Source organism: Mycolicibacterium chlorophenolicum (assembly GCF_001044235.1).
Classification (GTDB): Bacteria; Actinomycetota; Actinomycetes; order Mycobacteriales; family Mycobacteriaceae; genus Mycobacterium; species Mycobacterium chlorophenolicum.
In genome coordinates this window covers 59,156-81,826 of sequence record NZ_JYNL01000051.1, presented here as the reverse complement: position 1 = coordinate 81,826, position 22,671 = coordinate 59,156, and the positions used below count along the sequence as shown (strand labels likewise).

15 protein-coding genes are annotated in these 22,671 nt (G+C 67.3%); 13 read left to right on the top strand and 2 right to left on the bottom strand.

All coding sequences use genetic code 11. From position 1 onward, the window contains the following. Positions 1–25 precede the first annotated feature (25 nt). From rplL to MCHLDSM_RS20025, 5 genes are all read left to right on the top strand, one after another. Positions 26–415, top strand: coding sequence for a 50S ribosomal protein L7/L12 (gene rplL / locus MCHLDSM_RS20045; protein ID WP_048471677.1), 390 nt, complete (start codon positions 26–28; stop codon positions 413–415). A 228-nt stretch (positions 416–643) separates the two neighbouring features. Then, a complete protein-coding gene (locus MCHLDSM_RS20040) occupies positions 644–1,708 on the top strand; it encodes an ABC transporter ATP-binding protein (protein WP_048471676.1) in 1,065 nt (354 codons plus the stop codon). Between the two features lie 392 nt (positions 1,709–2,100). Continuing rightward, a complete protein-coding gene (locus MCHLDSM_RS20035; RefSeq protein WP_131722661.1) occupies positions 2,101–3,714 on the top strand; it encodes an alpha/beta hydrolase in 1,614 nt (537 codons plus the stop codon). 384 nt (positions 3,715–4,098) lie between these two features. Further along, positions 4,099–7,596, top strand: a complete 3,498-nt coding sequence (gene rpoB, locus MCHLDSM_RS20030) for a DNA-directed RNA polymerase subunit beta (RefSeq protein ID WP_048471675.1) — start codon at positions 4,099–4,101, stop codon at positions 7,594–7,596. Between the two features lie 37 nt (positions 7,597–7,633). After that, positions 7,634–11,587, top strand: coding sequence for a DNA-directed RNA polymerase subunit beta' (locus tag MCHLDSM_RS20025; RefSeq protein ID WP_048471674.1), 3,954 nt, complete (start codon positions 7,634–7,636; stop codon positions 11,585–11,587). A 48-nt stretch (positions 11,588–11,635) separates the two neighbouring features. Here the strand turns inward: MCHLDSM_RS20025 and sthA are convergent, their stop codons facing one another. Then, positions 11,636–13,051, bottom strand: a complete 1,416-nt coding sequence (sthA, locus tag MCHLDSM_RS20020; protein ID WP_048471673.1) for a Si-specific NAD(P)(+) transhydrogenase — start codon at positions 13,049–13,051, stop codon at positions 11,636–11,638. Positions 13,052–13,098: 47 nt separating this feature from the next. Here sthA and MCHLDSM_RS35080 point away from each other — a divergent pair, with 47 nt between their 5' ends. From MCHLDSM_RS35080 to MCHLDSM_RS19980, 8 genes are all read left to right on the top strand, one after another. Continuing rightward, positions 13,099–13,860: an alpha/beta fold hydrolase gene (locus MCHLDSM_RS35080; protein WP_053083036.1), complete on the top strand. Its 762-nt coding sequence runs from the start codon at positions 13,099–13,101 to the stop codon at positions 13,858–13,860. A gap of 45 nt (positions 13,861–13,905) precedes the next feature. Continuing rightward, on the top strand, positions 13,906–14,658 hold the full coding sequence (locus tag MCHLDSM_RS20010) for a deoxyribonuclease IV (protein WP_048416972.1): 753 nt from the start codon (positions 13,906–13,908) through the stop codon (positions 14,656–14,658). Positions 14,659–14,778: 120 nt separating this feature from the next. Then, on the top strand, positions 14,779–15,843 hold the full coding sequence (locus MCHLDSM_RS20005) for a phosphatase PAP2 family protein (protein ID WP_048471672.1): 1,065 nt from the start codon (positions 14,779–14,781) through the stop codon (positions 15,841–15,843). Between the two features lie 54 nt (positions 15,844–15,897). After that, positions 15,898–17,523 carry an acyl-CoA dehydrogenase family protein gene (locus MCHLDSM_RS20000; RefSeq protein ID WP_048471671.1) on the top strand — a complete coding sequence of 542 codons (1,626 nt, stop codon included), beginning with the start codon at positions 15,898–15,900 and terminating at the stop codon, positions 17,521–17,523. Next, positions 17,520–18,458 carry a crotonase/enoyl-CoA hydratase family protein gene (locus MCHLDSM_RS19995; RefSeq protein WP_048471670.1) on the top strand — a complete coding sequence of 313 codons (939 nt, stop codon included), beginning with the start codon at positions 17,520–17,522 and terminating at the stop codon, positions 18,456–18,458. Before MCHLDSM_RS20000 ends, MCHLDSM_RS19995 begins: the two co-directional genes overlap by 4 nt. Positions 18,459–18,479: 21 nt before the next feature. Continuing rightward, positions 18,480–19,190: a PaaX family transcriptional regulator C-terminal domain-containing protein gene (locus MCHLDSM_RS19990; RefSeq protein WP_048471741.1), complete on the top strand. Its 711-nt coding sequence runs from the start codon at positions 18,480–18,482 to the stop codon at positions 19,188–19,190. After that, positions 19,187–19,969, top strand: a complete 783-nt coding sequence (locus MCHLDSM_RS19985; RefSeq protein ID WP_048471669.1) for a crotonase/enoyl-CoA hydratase family protein — start codon at positions 19,187–19,189, stop codon at positions 19,967–19,969. The genes MCHLDSM_RS19990 and MCHLDSM_RS19985 overlap by 4 nt, the downstream gene beginning before the upstream one ends. A 115-nt stretch (positions 19,970–20,084) precedes the next feature. Then, positions 20,085–21,773 (top strand): CotH kinase family protein, encoded by a 1,689-nt coding sequence (locus MCHLDSM_RS19980; protein WP_048471668.1) that lies wholly within the window; start codon positions 20,085–20,087, stop codon positions 21,771–21,773. Here MCHLDSM_RS19980 and MCHLDSM_RS19975 read toward each other — a convergent pair. Next, positions 21,767–22,600, bottom strand: a complete 834-nt coding sequence (locus MCHLDSM_RS19975) for a DUF3616 domain-containing protein (protein ID WP_234714124.1) — start codon at positions 22,598–22,600, stop codon at positions 21,767–21,769. The two genes, MCHLDSM_RS19980 and MCHLDSM_RS19975, sit on opposite strands and share 7 nt — an antisense overlap. Positions 22,601–22,671: the final 71 nt, after the last annotated feature.

The window sequence follows — 22,671 nt, the reverse complement described above, 5'->3', positions numbered from 1 at the left end:
CAGAAGTAACCAAGGAAGGACCATCATGGCCAAGCTGTCCACCGACGACCTGCTCGAGGCATTCAAGGAGCTCACGCTGCTCGAGCTGTCGGAGTTCGTCAAGAAGTTCGAGGAGACCTTCGAGGTCACCGCCGCGGCGCCGGTCGCCGTGGCCGCTGCCGGCCCCGCCGCCGGTGCCCCCGCCGAGGCCGCCGAGGAGCAGTCGGAGTTCGACGTCATCCTCGACGGTGCCGGCGAGAAGAAGATCGGCGTCATCAAGGTCGTCCGCGAGATCGTGTCCGGCCTGGGCCTCAAGGAGGCCAAGGATCTGGTCGACAGCGCGCCCAAGCCGCTGCTCGAGAAGGTCACCAAGGAGGCCGCCGAGGACGCCAAGGCCAAGCTCGAGGCTGCCGGCGCGTCGGTCACCGTCAAGTAGTTCCCGTCGCCGTTCCCGACACGGGGACGCGTTGACGACAACGTCAGCCGTGGGGCTGGTCTGGCAAACAGACCAGCCCCACGCTACGTTGTGGGCTCGGTGGCTGCGGAGCGGTCCCGGCAGCTTGACCGACCCTGTGCTACGCCGTGACCGGGTAGGTTACAGTGACTCAAGCCACAGGCGGGGAGCCTGTGACGAGCATGTCTGAGACTGGCGAGAGGAATTCGCGTGGGCATTGGCATTCAGGTTGAGGGATTGACCAAGTCCTTCGGCTCACAGCGAATCTGGGAAGACGTCACGTTCGACCTGCCCGCCGGTGAGGTGAGCGTGCTGCTCGGCCCGTCGGGTACAGGTAAGTCTGTGTTCCTGAAGTCGCTGATCGGACTGCTTCGTCCCGAGCGCGGCAAGATCATCGTCGACGGCACCAACATCATCGAGTGCTCGGCCAAGGAGCTCTACGAGATCCGCACGCTGTTCGGTGTCATGTTCCAGGACGGTGCGCTGTTCGGTTCGATGAGCCTGTACGACAACACCGCGTTCCCGCTTCGTGAGCACACGAAGAAGAAGGAATCCGAGATCCGTCAGATCGTGATGGAGAAGCTGGACCTGGTCGGCCTGGGCGGGGACGAGGACAAGTTCCCCGGGGAGATCTCCGGCGGTATGCGCAAGCGCGCCGGGCTGGCGCGGTCGCTGGTGCTGGACCCGCAGATCATCCTCTGCGACGAGCCCGACTCGGGTCTGGACCCGGTCCGTACCGCGTATCTGTCGCAGCTGCTGATCGACATCAACGCCCAGATCGACTGCACGATCCTGATCGTCACGCACAACATCAACATCGCCCGCACGGTGCCCGACAACATGGGCATGCTGTTCCGCAAGCACCTGGTGATGTTCGGTCCGCGCGAGGTGCTGTTGACCAGCGACGAGCCGGTGGTCAAGCAGTTCCTCAACGGTCGCCGCATCGGGCCCATCGGCATGTCCGAGGAGAAGGACGAGTCGACGATGGCCGAGGAGCAGGCCATGGTCGACGCCGGTCACCACGACGGTGGCACCGAGGAGATCGAAGGCGTGCCGCCGCAGGTGATGGCCACCCCGGGCATGCCCGAACGCAAGGCCGTCGCCCGCCGCCAGGCCCGCGTGCGCGAGATCATGCACACCCTGCCGCCGGCCGCCCAGGAAGCCATCCGCGCCGACCTCGACGGCTCGAACCAGCACTCCGCTCGTGACTACGACAGCGAGCGGACCGAGGACGACGCGCCCACCGGGCGCATCCCGGTCGCCGGCGACCGCTGACCTCCGCCCGGGCGACCGGGCTCTCACGATCCCTGCATGGTGCCGTGGCGTGTCGCCGCGCGCCGATTCCAGCAATCAACGCCGAGTTTGACGTGCGCCGGCCGCGTCTGTGACGTGATGGCGGTCCGCCGTTGCTGAATCAGTACGACGGGGACCGCCTGGCGGCGCACAGCCCGAAACCGGCCCTGACCACGATCTTGATCATCGGCGGCAAAGCCCGGTAGAGCGCACGAATTGGCGCCTACTGAACAGCGCGTCAAATTTCGCTGGCCGACTCTTGCGAACCTGTTCTGCTGGCCTATACAGTTTGCCAGAATCGCATGTTCGTGCACGAAAGTGCACGTGCGGCGCGGAAGCGTCGTTGCTGCGCGATTTCTGACAACAGGAGAGCAATGGTCGACCGCTATCGGGTCTGGTTGGGGGCAGGCGTACTGGCGGGGGGAGTGTCGGCAGCAATGCTGGCAGGTGCGGGAGTCGCCGCGGCCGACGACGGAACATCGTCCGGCGGGCAATCCCGGGCGTCATCGAATGCAGGCCGGACCGACGACGCGGGCACGACCGCATCGGACACGAAATCGGACGCCTCTTCCGAGACGAAGACTGATACGACCTCCGGCGGCAAGGACGATCCGACGTCCGACCCGAAGGCCGACCCGAAGGGCGAGGACGCCGAATCGGCGGCATCGGAGGCCGCCGAGCAAGAGGCCGAGGAGGCGCCCGAGAAGGGGTCCGAGACGCCGCCGACGAAGACACCGTCGAGCGGAGGCAAGCATCGCGCCCCCGAGGGCGAGGCGCCGGAGAGCGAAGCCGCAGACACCGAGACGGAGTCCGAAGCGCCCTCGACCGAGCAGCAGGCAACCGACGAGGAAGCCCCGCAGCCCGCGGCCCAGCCGTCCGGACGCCACGCCGTTCGGCCCGCCCAGCCGAGCACCTACGCGCTCAGTGTCGACACCGATCTCGGGTCATCGGACGGCGCGGCGGTCATGCGCCTCGCCGCGGCGCAGGCCCCGCCGGTGACGCCCAAGCCGACGCTGCTCGAGGTGCTCAACAACATCAGCACGAAGTTCTACGACTTCTACACCGACGCCATGCAGTTCTTCGCCGGTCCGGTCCGGGCCCCGTTCGGCAGCACGGTCCGGGTGGAGTCCTCGACGCTGACCATCGGCGGCCACAAGGACGTCCCCGCCGATTGGTACTTCCCCGACACCGACACCCCGGCCGGCCTGATCTACCTTCAGCACGGCTTCCTGGCCAACGCGTCGTTCTACAGCGCCACCGCGGCGTACCTCGCGGAGAAGACCAGCAGCGTCGTCGTCGTGCCGACGCTCACGTGGAACTTCTTCGACGTCGACAACTACCCGCTGGAATGGCCGACCACCGGCCGCGCGATCGCCGACCTGTTCACCGGCGACCGGGCCGCGCTGACCGCCAGTGCCCGGGCCGCCGGCTACGACGGTGAGCTGCCGACCAAGCTCGTGCTCGCCGGGCACTCGGCCGGCGGCGGACTGATCGCGATGGTCGGGCGCTACATGGCCGAGGCGGGCAACATCGACGACCTGGCCGGGCTGGTGATGTTCGACGGCGTCGGCACGCTGAGCTTCCTGTCCCAGGACCTGGCCAAGATCCCGCTGTCGGTGCCGGTCTACAACATCGCGGCCGACCCGAGCCGCTGGAACTGGTACGGCGACACCAACCGCAAGCTCGACCTCGTCCGGCCCGGCATGTTCACCGGGGTGACGATCAAGGGCGGCCACCACGCCGACGGCATGCAGACCACCGCCCCGATCGTGCAGTACTTCGCCTACCTCGCGATGGGCCACTCGTCGCCGGTGGACGTCATGGCGAACAAGGTTCTGGCCGCGGGCTGGATCAACGACATGCTCGAGGGCACCCGCACCGCCGGGCTGTACAACGACAACGCCTCGACGTGGGACATCGTCACCGGCTGGTGGTGGGGGCAGATGACCAAGGCGTCGACCCGGCGCCCGCACGCGCTCGCCGTCTGATCGCCGCTCTCGTGAAATCTCCGCAGATCTCTGCCACCAAACACCGCGTTATCTCTTGACGGACGGACGAAAGCGGGCCAATCTATTGGCCAGCATGTTTGCACGGGATGAGGACGCCAGCCAGCGACCCCGCCTTCGTCGCATGTGGTCTGTCGCTGGGTGTTGAGGAATTCGCCGTCCTGCGCTATTGTTGGACGTTGCGCTGGCTGCATCCTGCCCATCTCGGTTTCCACGCCGCACCCACCACGTGGTTCTAGCCTGAGCCCTGCTCAGAGATCTAGACGCGTGCCGTGCGTCCGTCCGGGAGGCTCGTGAAGCCAGCCGAACCGACGCAGAATCGCGGCACGACGGTCCGGTGTCCACCGGCAACCACGGTCGCATGAGGTGCTGGAAGGATGCATCTTGGCAGGGTCCCGCCAGATCGAGTCAGTAGCTACCAACAACTCCGTTCCCGGAGCACCAAACAGGATTTCTTTCGCAAAACTCCGTGAGCCCCTCGAGGTTCCCGGGCTTCTCGACGTCCAAACCGAATCGTTCGAGTGGCTGATCGGCGCGGAGAGCTGGTTCCAGCGCGCCGTCGACCGCGGCGATGTGGACCCCAAGGGTGGTCTGCAGGAAGTGCTCGAAGAGCTCTCGCCGATCGAGGACTTCTCGGGCTCGATGTCGCTGTCCTTCTCCGATCCGCGCTTCGACGAGGTCAAGGCACCCGTCGACGAGTGCAAGGACAAGGACATGACGTACGCGGCACCGCTGTTCGTCACGGCCGAGTTCATCAACAACAACACCGGTGAGATCAAGAGCCAGACGGTCTTCATGGGTGACTTCCCGATGATGACCGAGAAGGGCACCTTCATCATCAACGGCACCGAGCGTGTCGTGGTGAGCCAGCTGGTCCGCTCGCCCGGTGTGTACTTCGACGAGACCATCGACAAGTCCACCGAGAAGACGCTGCACAGCGTCAAGGTGATCCCCGGTCGCGGTGCGTGGCTGGAGTTCGACGTCGACAAGCGCGACACCGTCGGTGTGCGCATCGACCGCAAGCGCCGTCAGCCCGTCACCGTGCTGCTCAAGGCGCTCGGCTGGACCAACGAGCAGATCGTGGAGCGCTTCGGCTTCTCCGAGATCATGATGGGCACGCTGGAGAAGGACAACACCGCGGGCACCGACGAGGCGCTGCTGGACATCTACCGGAAGCTGCGCCCGGGCGAGCCGCCGACCAAGGAGTCGGCGCAGACCCTGCTGGAGAACCTGTTCTTCAAGGAGAAGCGCTACGACCTGGCCCGTGTGGGCCGCTACAAGGTCAACAAGAAGCTCGGGCTCAACGTCGGTCAGCCGATCACGAGCTCGACGCTGACCGAAGAGGACGTCGTCGCGACCATCGAGTACCTGGTGCGTCTGCACGACGGCCAGACCTCGATGACGGTGCCCGGCGGTGTCGAGGTGCCGGTCGAGGTGGACGACATCGACCACTTCGGCAACCGTCGCCTGCGCACCGTCGGCGAGCTGATCCAGAACCAGATCCGGGTCGGCCTGTCGCGGATGGAGCGCGTCGTGCGTGAGCGCATGACGACCCAGGACGTCGAGGCGATCACGCCGCAGACCCTGATCAACATCCGTCCCGTCGTGGCGGCGATCAAGGAGTTCTTCGGCACCAGCCAGCTGTCGCAGTTCATGGACCAGAACAACCCGCTGTCGGGTCTGACCCACAAGCGCCGCCTGTCGGCGCTGGGCCCCGGTGGTCTGTCCCGTGAGCGCGCCGGCCTCGAGGTCCGCGACGTGCACTCCAGCCACTACGGCCGCATGTGCCCGATCGAGACGCCGGAAGGCCCGAACATCGGTCTGATCGGCTCCCTGTCGGTGTACGCGCGGGTGAACCCGTTCGGCTTCATCGAGACGCCGTACCGCAAGGTCATCGACGGCAAGGTCACCGACCAGATCGACTACCTGACCGCCGACGAGGAGGACCGCCACGTCGTGGCGCAGGCCAACTCGCCGCTCGACGGTGACGGCCGCTTCGAGGAGGACCGCATCCTGGTCCGACGCAAGGGCGGCGAGGTCGAGTTCGTCTCGGCCTCCGAGGTCGACTACATGGACGTCTCCCCGCGCCAGATGGTGTCGGTCGCGACGGCGATGATCCCGTTCCTCGAGCACGACGACGCCAACCGTGCCCTGATGGGTGCCAACATGCAGCGCCAGGCGGTTCCGCTGGTGCGCAGCGAGGCCCCGCTGGTCGGTACCGGGATGGAGCTGCGCGCCGCGATCGACGCCGGCGACGTCGTCGTCGCCGAGAAGGCGGGCGTCATCGAGGAGGTCTCCGCCGACTACATCACCGTGATGGCCGACGACGGCACCCGGCACACCTACCGGATGCGCAAGTTCGCCCGGTCAAACCACGGCACGTGCGCCAACCAGCGTCCGATCGTGGACGCCGGGCAGCGCGTCGAGTCGGGCCAGGTCCTCGCTGATGGTCCGTGCACCGAGAACGGCGAGATGGCGCTGGGCAAGAACCTGCTCGTCGCGGTCATGCCGTGGGAGGGGCACAACTACGAGGACGCGATCATCCTCTCCAACCGTCTGGTCGAAGAGGACGTGCTGACCTCGATCCACATCGAGGAGCACGAGATCGATGCCCGCGACACCAAGCTGGGCGCCGAGGAGATCACCCGGGACATCCCGAACGTCTCCGATGAGGTGCTCGCCGATCTCGACGAGCGCGGCATCATCCGCATCGGCGCCGAGGTTCGCGACGGCGACATCCTGGTCGGCAAGGTCACCCCGAAGGGTGAGACCGAGCTGACCCCGGAGGAGCGGCTGCTCCGCGCGATCTTCGGCGAGAAGGCCCGCGAGGTCCGCGACACGTCGCTCAAGGTGCCGCACGGTGAGTCCGGCAAGGTCATCGGCATCCGGGTGTTCTCCCGCGAGGACGATGACGAGCTGCCCGCCGGCGTCAACGAGCTGGTCCGCGTCTACGTGGCCCAGAAGCGCAAGATCTCCGACGGTGACAAGCTCGCCGGACGCCACGGCAACAAGGGCGTCATCGGCAAGATCCTGCCCGTCGAGGACATGCCGTTCATGCCGGACGGCACCCCGGTGGACATCATCCTGAACACCCACGGTGTGCCCCGTCGTATGAACATCGGCCAGATCCTGGAAACCCACCTCGGGTGGGTCGCCAAGGCCGGCTGGAACATCGAGGGCAGCCCGGAGTGGGCGGCCAACCTGCCGGAGGACCTGAAGTCCGCACCCGCAGACAGCATCGTCGCCACCCCGGTGTTCGACGGTGCCCGGGAGGGCGAGCTGGAGGGTCTGCTGGGCTCGACGCTGCCGAACCGCGACGGTGACGTCATGGTGAACGCGGAGGGCAAGTCCCAGTTGTTCGACGGCCGCAGCGGCGAACCGTTCCCGTACCCGGTGACGGTGGGCTACATGTACATCCTGAAGCTGCACCACCTGGTCGACGACAAGATCCACGCCCGTTCGACCGGTCCGTACTCGATGATCACCCAGCAGCCGCTGGGCGGTAAGGCGCAGTTCGGTGGTCAGCGTTTCGGTGAGATGGAGTGCTGGGCCATGCAGGCCTACGGCGCGGCGTACACGCTGCAGGAGCTCTTGACGATCAAGTCCGACGACACCGTCGGTCGAGTCAAGGTCTACGAGGCGATCGTCAAGGGCGAGAACATCCCCGAGCCGGGCATCCCCGAGTCGTTCAAGGTGCTCCTCAAGGAGCTGCAGTCGCTGTGCTTGAACGTGGAGGTGCTGTCGTCGGACGGCGCGGCGATCGAGATGCGTGACGGCGACGACGAGGACCTGGAGCGCGCTGCTGCGAACCTGGGAATCAACTTGTCGCGCAACGAATCTGCGTCCGTTGAGGATCTGGCCTAATCAGTATTTCTAGTCCCGAAAGGGGAAAGGGAGTTACGTGTTAGACGTCAACTTCTTCGATGAACTCCGCATCGGTCTTGCCACCGCGGACGACATCCGCAACTGGTCCTACGGCGAGGTCAAGAAGCCGGAGACCATCAACTACCGCACGCTCAAGCCCGAGAAGGACGGCCTGTTCTGCGAGAAGATCTTCGGACCGACTCGCGACTGGGAGTGCTACTGCGGTAAGTACAAGCGCGTCCGCTTCAAGGGCATCATCTGCGAGCGCTGCGGCGTCGAGGTGACCCGCGCCAAGGTGCGTCGTGAGCGGATGGGCCACATCGAGCTGGCCGCACCCGTCACGCACATCTGGTACTTCAAGGGCGTGCCGTCGCGGTTGGGCTACCTGCTCGACCTGGCGCCGAAGGATCTCGAGAAGATCATCTACTTCGCGGCCTACGTCATCACGGCGGTCGACGACGAGATGCGGCACAACGAGCTCTCCACCCTCGAGGCGGAGATGGCCGTCGAGCGCAAGGCGATCGAGGACCAGCGCGACGCCGATCTCGAGGCGCGGGCGCAGAAGCTCGAAACCGACATGAAGGAGCTCGAGGACGAGGGCGCCAAGTCCGACGTCAAGCGCAAGGTCCGCGACGGCGGCGAGCGCGAGATGCGTCAGCTGCGCGACCGCGCCCAGCGCGAGCTCGACCGGCTCGACGAGATCTGGACGACGTTCACCAAGCTGGCTCCCAAGCAGCTGATCGTCGACGAGCTGCTCTACCGCGAGCTGCAGGACCGCTACGGCGAGTACTTCACCGGTGCCATGGGCGCGGAGTCGATCAAGAAGCTCATCGAGACCTTCGACATCGACGCCGAGGCGGAGTCGCTGCGCGACACCATCAAGAACGGCAAGGGGCAGAAGAAGCTGCGCGCGCTGAAGCGACTGAAGGTCGTCGCGGCGTTCCAGACGAACGCCAACTCGCCGATGGGCATGGTGCTCGACGCGGTTCCGGTGATCCCGCCGGAGCTGCGGCCGATGGTGCAGCTCGACGGTGGCCGGTTCGCCACGTCGGACCTCAACGACCTGTACCGCCGCGTCATCAACCGCAACAACCGCCTCAAGAGGCTGATCGACCTCGGCGCGCCCGAGATCATCGTCAACAACGAGAAGCGGATGCTGCAGGAGTCGGTCGACGCCCTGTTCGACAACGGTCGCCGCGGGCGTCCGGTCACCGGACCGGGCAACCGTCCGCTGAAGTCGCTGTCCGATCTGCTCAAGGGCAAGCAGGGCCGCTTCCGCCAGAACCTGCTCGGCAAGCGTGTCGACTACTCGGGCCGTTCGGTCATCGTGGTCGGCCCGCAGCTCAAGCTGCACCAGTGCGGTCTGCCGAAGCTGATGGCCCTCGAGCTGTTCAAGCCGTTCGTGATGAAGCGTCTGGTCGACCTGAACCACGCGCAGAACATCAAGAGCGCCAAGCGGATGGTCGAGCGTCAGCGTCCGCAGGTGTGGGACGTCCTCGAAGAGGTCATCGGCGAGCACCCCGTGCTGCTCAACCGCGCGCCCACGCTGCACCGCCTCGGTATCCAGGCCTTCGAGCCGCAGCTGGTGGAGGGCAAGGCCATCCAGCTGCACCCGCTGGTCTGTGAGGCGTTCAACGCCGACTTCGACGGTGACCAGATGGCCGTGCACCTTCCGCTGAGCGCGGAGGCGCAGGCCGAGGCCCGCATCCTGATGCTGTCGTCGAACAACATCCTGTCTCCCGCGTCGGGCCGCCCGCTGGCCATGCCGCGTCTGGACATGGTGACCGGTCTGTACTTCCTGACCACCGAGATCGAGGGCGACCTGGGCCAGTACACGCCGGCCGCCAAGGATCAGCCGGAGTCCGGGGTGTACAGCTCGCCGGCCGAGGCCATCATGGCGCTGGACCGCGGCGCGCTGTCGGTGCGGGCGAAGATCCGGGTCCGGTTGACGCAGCAGCGTCCGCCGGCCGACCTCGAGGCACAGCTGTTCGAGAACGGCTGGACCCCGGGCGACGCCTGGATCGCCGACACCACGCTGGGCCGTGTGCTGTTCAACGAGCTGCTGCCGAAGGGCTACCCGTTCGTCAACGAGCAGATGCACAAGAAGGTGCAGGCCCGGATCATCAACGATCTGGCCGAGCGCTACCCGATGATCGTCGTCGCGCAGACCGTCGACAAGCTCAAGGACGCCGGTTTCCACTGGGCCACGCGTTCCGGGGTGACGGTCTCGATGGCCGACGTGCTGGTGCCGCCGCAGAAGCAGGAGATCCTCGACCGGTACGAGAAGGAAGCCGACGGGATCGAGAAGAAGTACCAGCGCGGCGCGCTCAACCACGACGAGCGCAACGAGGCCCTGGTCAAGATCTGGCAGGACGCGACCGAAGAGGTCGGTAAGGCGCTGGAGGAGTACTACCCCGAGGACAACCCGATCATCACGATCGTGAAGTCCGGCGCGACGGGCAACCTCACCCAGACCCGCACCCTGGCCGGCATGAAGGGCCTGGTGACGAACCCGAAGGGTGAGTTCATCCCGCGTCCGATCAAGTCCTCGTTCCGCGAAGGCCTGACGGTGCTGGAGTACTTCATCAACACCCACGGTGCCCGTAAGGGTCTGGCCGACACCGCGCTGCGTACCGCCGACTCGGGTTACCTGACCCGCCGCCTGGTGGACGTGTCGCAGGACGTCATCGTCCGCGAGAACGACTGCGAGACCGAGCGCGGCATCAACGTCACGCTGGCCGAGAAGCAGGACGACGGCACCTTGGTGCGCGATCAGCACATCGAGACCTCGGCCTACGCCCGCACCCTGGCGACCGACGCGGTCGACGCCGACGGCAACGTCGTCGTCGAGCGTGGTCACGACCTGGGTGACCCGGCCATCGATGCACTGTTGGCCGCGGGGATCACCGAGGTCAAGGTCCGTTCGGTGCTGACCTGCACGACGGGCACCGGTGTGTGCGCGATGTGCTACGGCCGTTCGATGGCGACCGGCAAGCTGGTCGACATCGGCGAGGCCGTCGGCATCGTGGCCGCGCAGTCGATCGGTGAGCCCGGCACGCAGCTGACGATGCGTACCTTCCACCAGGGTGGTGTCACCGGTGGTCAGGACATCGTCGGTGGTCTGCCCCGCGTGCAGGAGCTGTTCGAGGCCCGCGTGCCCCGCAACCGCGCCCCGATCGCCGACGTCACCGGGCGGATCCGCCTGGAGGAGAGCGACAAGTTCTACAAGATCACCATCGTTCCCGACGACGGGGGCGAGGAGGTCGTGTACGACAAGCTCTCCCGTCGTCAGCGCCTGAAGGTGTTCAAGCACGAGGACGGCTCCGAGCGACTGCTGACCGACGGCGACCACGTCGAGGTGGGCCAGCAGCTGATGGAAGGCTCGGCCGACCCGCACGAGGTGCTGCGCGTCCAGGGTCCCCGCGAGGTGCAGATCCACCTCGTCAAGGAGGTCCAGGAGGTGTACCGCGCCCAGGGTGTGTCGATCCACGACAAGCACATCGAGGTCATCGTCCGGCAGATGCTGCGTCGCGTCACGATCATCGATTCGGGTGCGACGGAGTTCCTGCCCGGCTCGCTGACCGAGCGCGGCGAGTTCGAGACGGAGAACCGTCGCGTGGTCGCCGAGGGCAACGAGCCCGCGGCGGGACGTCCGGTGCTGATGGGTATCACCAAGGCGTCGCTGGCCACCGATTCGTGGCTGTCGGCGGCGTCGTTCCAGGAGACCACCCGCGTGCTGACCGATGCGGCGATCAACTGCCGCAGCGACAAGCTGCAGGGTCTGAAGGAGAACGTGATCATCGGCAAGCTGATCCCGGCCGGAACCGGCATCAACCGGTACCGCAACATCCAGGTTCAGCCGACCGAGGAAGCCCGCGCTGCGGCGTACACGATCCCGTCCTACGAGGATCAGTACTACAGCCCGGACTTCGGCCAGGCCACCGGCGCTGCGGTGCCGCTGGACGATTACGGCTACTCGGACTACCGCTAGTTCGTACGGAAGAACCCCCGCTCCCGTTTTCGGGAGTGGGGGTTCTTTCTATCTCCGGAACTCGTCGACCGCGCGCAGTTTGTTGGTGACGTCGAGTGCGGCGACCTTGTAGGCCTCGGAGAACGTCGGGTAGTTGAGCACGGCGTCGACGAGGTAGTCGACGGTGCCGCCGCAGCCCATCACCGCCTGCCCGATGTGGATGAGCTCGGTGGCGTTGGTGCCGAAGATGTGCACCCCGAGCAGCGTGCGGTCCTCGGTGGACACCAGCAGCTTGAGCATGCCGTGGGAGTCGCCGGCGATCTGGCCGCGGGCCAGTTCGCGGTAGCGGGCCACCCCGAACTCGTAGGGCACCGACTGGTCGGTCAGTTCGGCTTCGGTGGCGCCGACGTAGGAGACCTCGGGGATGGTGTAGATCCCGATCGGTTGCAGGGCGGTCATGTCGTTCGCCGGTTCGTCGAACGCGTGGTAGGCGGCGAGCCGGCCCTGATCCATCGAGGTGGCGGCCAGCGCGGGGAATCCGATGACGTCGCCGACGGCGAAGATGTGGTCGACGCTGGTGCGGAAATCGTCACCGACGTCCAGTCGTCCCCGCTTGTCGGCTTCCAGCCCTGCCGCCTTCAGATCCAGCGTGTCGGTGAGGCCCTGGCGGCCGGCCGAGTACATCACGGTGTCGGCGGCGATCCGTTTCCCGGAGGCCAGCGTCGTCAACGTCGTCTCGTCGCCGATCTCCACGCCCGTCACCTCCTCGCCGAACCGGAACGTCACCGCCAGATCACGCAGGTGGAAGGTCAGGGCTTCGACGATCTCCGAGTCGACGAAGTCGAGCATGGAGGGCCGCTTCTCGACGACGGTGACCTTCGTGCCGAGCGCGGCGAAGATCGACGCGTATTCGATGCCGACCACGCCCGCTCCGACGACGACCATCGACGTCGGCACCTTCTTCAACCCGAGGATCCCGTCGGAGTCGAGCACGTGCTCGTCGTCGAACTCGATGCCGTCCGGCCGGGCGGGCTTCGTGCCGGTGGCGATCACGATGTGCTCGCCGCTGACGGTGGTGTGCTCACTGTCGTTCTCGTTCTCGACGACCACGGTGTGCGGGTCGACGAAGCGGCCGTGACCGGTGAACAGGTCGATCTTGTTGCGGATCAACTGTGAGCGGACCACGTCGATCTCGCGCGTGATGACGTGGGAGGTGCGCATGTGCAGATCCTCGGTGGTGATGTTGTCCTTGACCCGGTAACTCGTGCCGTACAGCTCGCGCTGGTTCATCCCGGTCAGGTAGATCACCGCCTCGCGCAGCGTCTTCGACGGGATCGTGCCGGTGTTGACGCAGACGCCGCCCAGCATCCAGCCCCGTTCGATGACGGCGACCGACTTGCCGAGCTTGGACGCGGCCACGGCCGCCTTCTGCCCGCCCGGTCCCGAGCCGATGACCACCAGGTCGTACTCCGTCTGCGACGCCATGACTGTTCCTTACCCCTTTCGGGCCGCCGCACCCCACACTCGGTGAGGTGCGGGCAACGTCGCGGGGCTTCGGCATCCACTACACCGTCGACGGCGACGGCCCGCCGCTCGTCCTCGTCCCCGGGACGCTGCTGGCGGCCCGGCATTGGACGGACTTCGGATACGCCGACGCCCTGGCCCGCGACTGGCGGGTGATCGCCATCGACCCGCTCGGACACGGTGGCAGCGACCGACCCCACGAGTCGGACGCCTACCGTCCCGCGGACGTCACGGCGGACCTGGTCGCCGTGCTCGACGCCGAGGGCGTACCTCGGGCCACCGTGTGGGGCTACTCCCGGGGCGGCTGGCTGGCCGTCAATCTGGCCGGCCGGTATCCGCAGCGGGTCGAACGTCTCGTGGTCGGCGCCTACGCGATGCACGCGCACGAGGAGGAGGTGGATCGCATCCTGGTCCCGTTCGCCGAGATGCTGCGCGACGGCGACTGGGCCGCGGTCTGGGGAGCGTTCGGTATCACCGACACCGCGGTGAGAGCGATGCTCGAAGAAGGCAACGATCCGCGCGCGGTGGCGGCGGCGGTCACCGGGTCGATGTGCCCGACCAGATACGTCGACCCGGCGTCCATCGCGTGCCCCGCCACCTACTACGTCGGCTCCCTCGAGTGGATCCTGCCGCACGTTCGCGCTGACGTCGCCGCGCTGAGCACCCACGGGACGACGCTCGACGTGATCGCCGGCCAGACGCACTTCGGGGTGTTCCTCGCCTCCGCGCGATCGGTGCTCGCCGCCGTCACCGCGCGGCTGCGCGAGTGACCCCGCGCCACTCGTGATGTCCGACGCCGCGCCTAAACTGGCGGCGTGCTGATCGGATCGCATGTCCACGGTGATGACCCTCTGGCCGCGGCGCAGGCCGACGGCGCCGACGTCGTGCAGTTCTTCCTGGGCAACCCACAGAGTTGGAAGAAGCCGAAGCCGCGGGAGGACGCCGACGTGCTGAAGGCGTCGTCGACCCCCATCTACGTGCACGCGCCGTACCTGATCAACGTGGCCTCGGCCAACAACCGGGTGCGCATTCCGTCGCGCAAGATCCTGCAGGACACCTGCGACGCGGCAGCCGAGGTCGGCGCCACCGCGGTGATCGTGCACGGCGGCCACGCCGACGACAACGACATGCAGGCCGGTTTCGAGCGGTGGGCCAAGGCGCTGGACTACCTCGAGACCGACGTGCCGGTCTACCTGGAGAACACCGCGGGCGGTGACCACGCGATGGCGCGGCACTTCGACACGATCGCGCGGCTGTGGGACCACATCGGTGACAAGGGCATCGGATTCTGCCTGGACACCTGCCATGCGTGGGCGGCGGGCGAGGCGCTGATCGACGCGGTCGAGCGGATCAAGGCGATCACCGGGCGCATCGACCTGGTGCACTGCAACGACTCCCGGGACGCGGCCGGGTCCGGCGCCGACCGGCATGCCAACTTCGGCACCGGCCAGATCGATCCGCAGCTGCTGGTGGCTGTGGTCTCGGCGGCCGACGCGCCGGTGATCTGCGAGACGGCCGACGAGGGGCGCAAGGACGACATCGCGTTCCTGCGGGAGCATCTGCGCTGACGACGCAGCCTGCAGACGGTCACACTTTCGTAGCCGAACCGATGTTGAACGGCGGGTGGCTGAGCGGTTAATTAGGCTTACGCCGGGAATCCTCCCCTTTTCCGGCGTCGAGAGGCTTATGTGTCCGCAATTGACCAGTCGTCGATTGCGCTGACGCACGATCCCGACCTCGCGTCGCCCTCGAGGCGGGTGCGCCGGTTGCGCATAGCCCGCTGGGTCGCCGTCGCGGTCTGGGCGACGGTGGTGGTGTGGCGCACGGTCACCGACGGGTTCGCGTTCAACCGTGAATTGCTGCTCGTCTACATCTGCACCGGGCTGATCGCCGCGAGCATCGGGCAGGGTCGCCGCGTGTTCCAGGTGGTCCGCGACTGGCTGCCGTTCGCGCTCGTGCTGATCGCCTATGACCTGAGCAGGGGAGCGGCCACGCTGATCGGGCGACCCACGCTGTGGCACTGGCAGGCCGATGCCGACCGCGCGATGTTCTTCGGCGCGATGCCGACCGTCTGGTTGCAGGAACGGCTGAAGCTGCCGTCGCCGCCCTGGTGGGAGGTGGTGATCAGCAGTGTCTACATGTCGTTCTTCATCCTGCCGTACGTGATCGCCGGGGTGCTGTGGCTGCGCGACCGGGAGGAGTGGAAGGCTTTCGTCCGGCTGTTCGTCGGGCTGAACATCACAGCGCTGCTGATCTACGCGCTGTTCCCCGCGGCTCCGCCGTGGGCCGCCGCCCGGTGCACGGCCGGTGACGTCGCCGGCGGACCGTCGGGCCCGGGCTGCATGTTCAGGTCCGCGCGGGGCGTGCCCGACGGTGGATTGCTCGGCTCCATGCAGGTCACCCAGGACGGCGCGCACGACTGGGTGGAGCGCATCGTCGGGCGCGGATGGGGCAAGTTGAACCTGCACTCGGCGACCGCCCTGCTCGACCAGGGGCAGGCCAGCGTGAACCTGGTGGCGGCCATCCCGTCGCTGCACGCGGGGATGTCCGCGGCGCTGGCGGCGTTCCTGTGGACCCGTGTGCCGCGCTGGTGGCGCCCGTTGCTGGTCGCCTATCCGGTGGCGATGGCCTTCACCCTGGTCTACAGCGCCGAGCACTACGTGGTCGATCTTCTGTTGGGCTGGGCGCTGGCCGCGGTGGTGATCCTCGCCCTGAGTCGGTTCGAGGCACGCCGCCGGCGCACGCCAAAGTGATCAACTCTGTTACAGATCTTGTGTGACCGTCGCGCTAATGTAACAGTGGTCGACATGGACACCCATGTCGTCACCAATCAGGTCCCTCCGCTGGAGAACTTCAACCCGGCGGCCTCGCCCGTGCTGGCCGAGGCGCTGATCCGCGAGGGTGGCCAGTGGGGCGCCGACGAGGTCCACGAGCTGGGGGCTCTCGGCGGCTCGACCCGGGCCCAGCACTGGGGCGAGCTCGCCGACCGGAACCGGCCGGTGCTGCACACCCACGACCGGTATGGGCACCGGATCGACGAGATCGAGTTCGACCCCGCCTACCACGAGCTGATGACCGTCGCCGTCGGCCACGGCCTGCACGCCGCACCCTGGGCGGACGACCGCCCCGGTGCGCACGTCGTGCGCGCCGCGAAGACCTCCGTGTGGACGCCGGAGCCCGGCCACGTCTGCCCGATCTCGATGACTTACGCCGTCGTCCCGGCCCTGCGGCACAACCCCGAACTGGCCGCGGTCTACGAGCCGTTGTTGACCAGCCGCAGCTACGACCCCGAGTTGAAGGTGCCCACCACCAAAGCCGGTATCACCGCGGGCATGTCGATGACCGAGAAGCAGGGCGGGTCCGACGTCCGCGCCGGCACCACCGAGGCCACCCCGAACGGCGACGGCACCTACTCGCTGCGCGGGCACAAGTGGTTCACCTCGGCGCCGATGTGCGACATCTTCCTGGTGCTCGCACAGGCGCCCGGCGGCCTGAGCTGCTTCCTGCTGCCGCGCATCCTGCCCGACGGCAGCCGCAACCGGATGTTCCTGCAACGGCTCAAGGACAAGCTGGGCAATCACGCCAACGCCTCGAGCGAGGTGGAGTACGACGGCGCCACGGCGTGGCTGGTGGGCGAGGAAGGCCGCGGCGTGCCGACCATCATCGAGATGGTCAACCTGACCAGGCTGGACTGCACGCTGGGCAGTGCGACCAGCATGCGCAACGGACTGATGCGTGCCATCCACCACGCCCAGCACCGAAAGGCGTTCGGCGCCTACCTGATCGATCAGCCGCTGATGCGCAACGTGCTGGCCGACCTCGCCGTCGAGGCGGAGGCGGCCACGATGCTGGCGATGCGGATGGCCGGCGCCACCGATCAGGCCGTGCGCGGCGACGAGCGCGAAACACTGCTCCGCAGAATCGGGTTGGCCGCTGCCAAGTACTGGGTGTGCAAGCGTGCGACGCCGCACGCCGCCGAGGCGATGGAGTGTCTCGGCGGCAACGGGTACGTGGAGGACTCCGGCATGCCGCGGCTGTACCGGGAGGCGCCGCTGATGGGCATCTGGGAGGGCTCCGGCAACGTCAGCGCGCTGGATACGTTGCGCGCCATGATGACTCGGCCCGAGTGCATCGACGTTCTGTTCGACGAGCTCACCACCACCGCCGGCCACGATCCGCGCCTCGATGCGCACGTGGGCGCGCTGCGGCCGCAGCTCGGCGATCTCGAGACGATCCAGTACCGCGCCCGGCAGGTGGCCGAGGCCATCGCGCTGGCGCTGCAGGGCTCGTTGCTCGTACGGCACGGCCATCCCGCGGTCGCCGAGGCGTTCCTGGCCACCCGGATGGGCGGCCAGTGGGGCGGCGCGTTCGGCATGCTGCCCACCGGGCTGGATCTCGCGCCGATCCTCGAGCGCGCGATGGTCAAGGCATGACTCACGCGATCAGACCCGTCGACTTCGACAATCTGAAGACGATGACCTACGAGGTCACCGACCGGGTCGCCCGGATCACCTTCAACCGCCCCGAGAAGGGCAATGCGATCGTCGCCGACACCCCGCTGGAGTTGTCGGCCCTCGTCGAGCGCGCCGATCTTGACCCCGACGTGCACGTGATCCTCGTGTCGGGCCGCGGCGCCGGGTTCTGCGCGGGTTTCGACCTGTCGGCCTACGCCGAGGGCTCGTCATCGGCGGGCGGCGGAAGCCCCTACCGCGACACCGTGCTGTCGGGGAAGACGCAGGCGATCAACCACCTTCCCGGTCAGCCGTGGGACCCGATGATCGACTACCAGATGATGAGCCGGTTCGTCCGCGGGTTCTCGAGCCTGATGCGCGCCGACAAGCCGACCGTGGTCAAGATCCACGGATACTGCGTGGCCGGGGGCACCGACATCGCGCTGCACGCCGACCAGGTGATCGCCGCCGCGGATGCGAAGATCGGATACCCGCCCACCCGGGTGTGGGGGGTGCCGGCCGCCGGTCTGTGGGCGCACCGGCTCGGGGATCAGCGGGCGAAACGCCTTCTGCTCACCGGTGATTGCATCACCGGAGCGCAGGCCGCCGAGTGGGGGCTGGCAGTCGAGGCGCCGGCGCCCGACGACCTCGACGAGCGTACCGAGCGCCTCGTGGAGCGCATCGCGGCCATGCCGGTGAACCAGCTGATGATGGTCAAGCTCGCCCTGAACAGCGCGCTCTACAACCAGGGCGTGGCCAACAGCGCGATGATCTCCACGGTGTTCGACGGCGTGGCACGGCACACGCCCGAGGGGCACGCCTTCGTCGCCGAGGCGCGCGAACACGGCTTCCGTGAGGCGGTGCGTCGCCGCGACGAACCGTTCGGCGACCACGGCCGCGCCACCTCGGGGGTCTAGGTGCCCGAGCCGGTGAGGCGGATGACGGCACGCTCGGTGGTGCTCAGCGTGCTGCTCGGCGCCCATCCGGCCTGGGCCACCGCGGCGGAGTTGCTCAGGCTCACCGCGGATTTCGACCTCAAGGAGCCGACGGTGCGGGTGGCGCTGACCCGGATGGTCAGCGCCGGCGACCTCGTCCGCTCCGATGACGGCTACCGACTCTCCGACCGGCTCCTGGCGCGGCAGCGCAGGCAGGACGTCGCGCTCGACCCGCGCACCCGGCGCTGGGACGGGTCGTGGACCGCGGTGGTCGTCACCAGTGTCGGCAACGACGCGCGCACTCGGGCTTCGATCCGAAGTGTACTGCAGGACAACAGGTTCGGTGAGCTCCGCGAAGGAGTGTGGCTGCGTCCGGCCAATCTCGACGTCGAGCTTCCCGGCGAGGTGGCCGGGCACACTCGGACCATGCGCGCGCACGACGATGATCCCGCGGGGTTGGCGGCGGCGCTGTGGGATCTGCCGGGCTGGATCGTCGCCGGCGAAAATCTGCTCGCCGAGATCACCACTGCCGCTGATGTGCCCGGCCGGTTCACCGCCGCCGCGGGCATCGTGCGCCACCTGCGAACCGACCCCGTGCTGCCCGAGGAACTGCTGCCCGCGGGGTGGCCGGGCGCCGCGCTGCGCGCGGCGTATCACGACTTCGCCGCGGAACTGGCTGCGCGGCGCGACGACGAGATGATGGAGGCGCGATGACAGGTCCAGGTGGCGTGCGGGTGGAGAAGAACGGTCCGGTCACCACGGTGATCATGGATCGCCCACAGGCCCGCAACGCGGTCAACGGACCGGCCGCCGCCGAGCTTTACGCGGCGTTCGACGCGTTCGACAAAGACGACTCTGCGTCGGTGGCCGTGTTGTGGGGCGACAATGGAACCTTCTGCGCCGGAGCGGATCTCAAGGCCTTCGGCACCCCGGAGTCGAATGCCGTGCATCGCAGCGGTCCGGGTCCGATGGGGCCGAGCAGGATGGTGCTCTCCAAACCCGTCATCGCCGCGGTGAGTGGCTACGCGGTGGCCGGCGGCCTGGAGCTGGCGCTGTGGTGCGATCTGCGGGTGGTCGAGGAGGACGCCGTCATGGGGGTCTTCTGCCGGCGGTGGGGGGTGCCGCTCATCGACGGCGGCACCGTGCGGCTGCCGCGGCTGATCGGACACAGCCGTGCGATGGACCTGATCCTGACCGGACGCGCCGTCGCCGCCGACGAGGCGCTGGCCATCGGGCTCGCCAACCGGGTCGTCCCGACGGGGGAGGCCCGCGCGCGGGCCGAGGAACACGCTGCGGAGCTCGCGCGGCTCCCTCAGCTGTGTCTGCGCAACGACCGGATGTCGGCGCTCACCCAGTGGGGGATGTCGGAGGCCGACGCGATGGACGTCGAGTTCGGCAGCATGTCGCGCGTCGCCGCCGAATCACTGGAGGGCGCAGCACGTTTCGCCGGCGGCGCGGGGCGCCACGGGGCAAGTGCGGCGGCGACGACGTAACACCTGCCCGGTCCGGGCCCGATGGCTGGGAAAAGCGAGTAGCGTCCTACTCACGCGCAACGGAATGCCCCGTCGCACCCTGAGGGGACGCCGCGACGCACCGGGAGACGTGACCATGACTGCTCTGCAGCAACAAGCGCTCGATTCGTTCTACGCCATCGACAATGTGATCACGATCAAGATCACGATGCCTGCGGCGGAGTGGGATGCGCTGCGAAACGAGGAGCCCAAGGGCGGTCGCTGCAACTTCGAGTTCACCGACGGCGCCAGGTACACGTGGCGCAAGGCCGCCTCGGTCGAGATATCCGGCACGAAATTCCCGGCTGCGACCACGTTCACCGACGTGGGGGTCAAGAAGAAGTCGTTCTGCGGCTCGATCGACAGCGACAAGCCTTGCCTGCATGTTGACTTCGGCAAGTTGAGCGACGCCAACGTGGCCGGCATCGAGGACCTGATCGGGTCGCGCTACGTCACACTCAACAACTCCATCCAGGACAGGTCCTACGTCAAACAAACGCTCGGCTACCGATTGCTGGGCATGGCGGGGCTGCCCCACTCACGCTGCAACTACGCCCGCGTTTTCGTCAACGGAACGCCGATCGGTCAGGGGGCCGCCGGCGTCAACGCCCCGGGTGTCTACGTCAACGCCGAGCCGGTGATGAAGCGCTACATCGAGCGCAACTTCAACGGCAACCTGAAGGGCAACCTGTACGAGCTCGAGCACCACGACGATCTCGTCGAGGAGAGACTCGACTTCATCGGCGTGGAGGCGCTGTCCAAATTCGAGGACAAAGCCGATCTCACATTCGCGTGCGCTCACATCAAGGCGAACGGCCTCGCTGGTGCCGACCAGGTGTTCGACATGGGTCAGTTCCTCAAGATCTACGCGATGGAGTTCTTCCTGAAGCACTGGGACGGCTACGCCGACAACACCAACAACACCTACCTCTACAACGACGTCACCGCCGTCGCGGCACCGGATGTGGGCGACATCAGGTTCACGATGATCCCCTGGGGAATCGACCAGACACTGCAGCCGGGCAGGCCGTTCACGTTGGGCAGTGACGGCGTGATCGCCCAACTGGTGCGCAATGACGACGCACGCCGGAAGCAGTTGTTCGACCAGATCCGGGCGTACCGCGACACGGTCTTCAGCCGCGAGAACCAGCAGACCGTCCTTCGGCCCCTGATCGACGAGATGCAGGCACTGCTGACGGGATTCGGCGTCCCCGACGTCGTCACGGAAATCGACCTGGTGCGGCAGCAACTGCGACTGGCCGAATCGGCCGGATACATCGCCACGGGTCTGCCGGGCCCGGCCGATCCCGTCTACATCCTCAAGCACGATACGAGTGCGTGCCTGCATGCGAGCAACACCGAGTCGATTCCGCCCGGCGCGCCCACCCCGGCGAACTTCGAGGTCTACCACCAACCGCTCAAAGACGACAACGATCCGGCCGACCTGTGGGCTCTCGACCAACTCGGGACCGGAAAGTCGTTGACCAGCAAGGCTTTCGGCCGGAATCTGCACGCGAGCGCGTCGCAGGTGACCCCGCAGGGACACAAGTATCTCTACACCTGCGCGCCGAGCAACGGCCAGCACGCCGAAGAGTTCACGATCGCCCCGGTCCCCGTGCCGGTGACCGATCCGGCGAATCCGCCGGGCCGGTTCGCCTACACCGGCTATTTCAATCTGGTCAGCGCGCGGACGACGGAGATGGCGAAGTTCGGGCTCGACCTCACTCCGGGCGGTAGGGCCAGGGTGCATCAGGAGCTGCCCGGCTCCAACCTCTATTTCTACTGACCACCCGCGGGGTGATCACAGACCGCGTAGCCGCCTCGGTCGTCGACGATCAGGAGTTTTCGGTCGCCGCCGCGGGAGAACGCGGCGACGCCCTCGGGCTTCATCGACCGGTGGAAGGTGACGTCGAGTAGTTCGATCTGATCGCCGGCGCCGCTCCATGTGCCGAGCTGGAATGGATCGTCGCCGGAGCTGATGGAGCGCCCGAGCAGCACCAGGAAGTCTTCGGTCTGTTCGTCGTAGGAGAGGTCGCGGACACCTTGCGCCGCGGTGGACCGGGGGAGCCGGATCTGCACTGCCGACGGCGCGCCGAGGGACGGGACCGTCCACGGAGCGCGAACCGCGTCGACGGGAATCCGGATCACGGTGGCGGCGCCGGGTGCGTTGGGTGCCCGTACGCCGAACAGCAGGGTGCGGGTGTGCGGATCCCAGGCGAGGCCTTCGATGTTCAACCCGCCGTCGTCGGGGGTGCGCCGGCCTGCCGCGGCCAGCGATGGCATGAGGCGCAGCAGCCAATCGCGGAATCCGTGCATGCCTTCCGCGGGAAGGTCACCGTGGTGGGTGTAGCGGACCCGCACCAGTCCGTCACTGACTCGGTGTCCTGCCTCGGACACACACAGCGAGGAGGTGATGATGAGGAAGATCTCGCCGTCGCTGTCGATGCGCGTCAGCCCTTCGGGATCGCGCAACCGACCCTCGGCGATGCCGACCAGGGGGCGCCGCGAAATCCGTTCTGCCTCTTCGCCATCGGCGTCGAGCGCGAGCTCGAAGACAGCTGTCGGGTCGTTGTTGTCGATGAACACGAACCGGCCAGGACCGACCTGGACCACACCGGAGGCGTTGAACGGCGCGTGTCCGTTTCTCTCGTCGAACGCCGTCGACTTGATCGTCCTGTGTCGGA

Coding starts and splice junctions, on each gene's coding strand:
- rplL (WP_048471677.1), top strand. CDS start 26: ATGGCCAAGCTGTCCACCGACGACCTGCTCGAGGCATTCAAGGAGCTC.
- MCHLDSM_RS20035 (WP_131722661.1), top strand. CDS start 2,101: ATGGTCGACCGCTATCGGGTCTGGTTGGGGGCAGGCGTACTGGCGGGG.
- sthA (WP_048471673.1), bottom strand. CDS start 13,051: ATGGCGTCGCAGACGGAGTACGACCTGGTGGTCATCGGCTCGGGACCG.
- MCHLDSM_RS20000 (WP_048471671.1), top strand. CDS start 15,898: ATGGACACCCATGTCGTCACCAATCAGGTCCCTCCGCTGGAGAACTTC.
- MCHLDSM_RS19995 (WP_048471670.1), top strand. CDS start 17,520: ATGACTCACGCGATCAGACCCGTCGACTTCGACAATCTGAAGACGATG.
- MCHLDSM_RS19990 (WP_048471741.1), top strand. CDS start 18,480: ATGACGGCACGCTCGGTGGTGCTCAGCGTGCTGCTCGGCGCCCATCCG.
- MCHLDSM_RS19985 (WP_048471669.1), top strand. CDS start 19,187: ATGACAGGTCCAGGTGGCGTGCGGGTGGAGAAGAACGGTCCGGTCACC.
- MCHLDSM_RS19980 (WP_048471668.1), top strand. CDS start 20,085: ATGACTGCTCTGCAGCAACAAGCGCTCGATTCGTTCTACGCCATCGAC.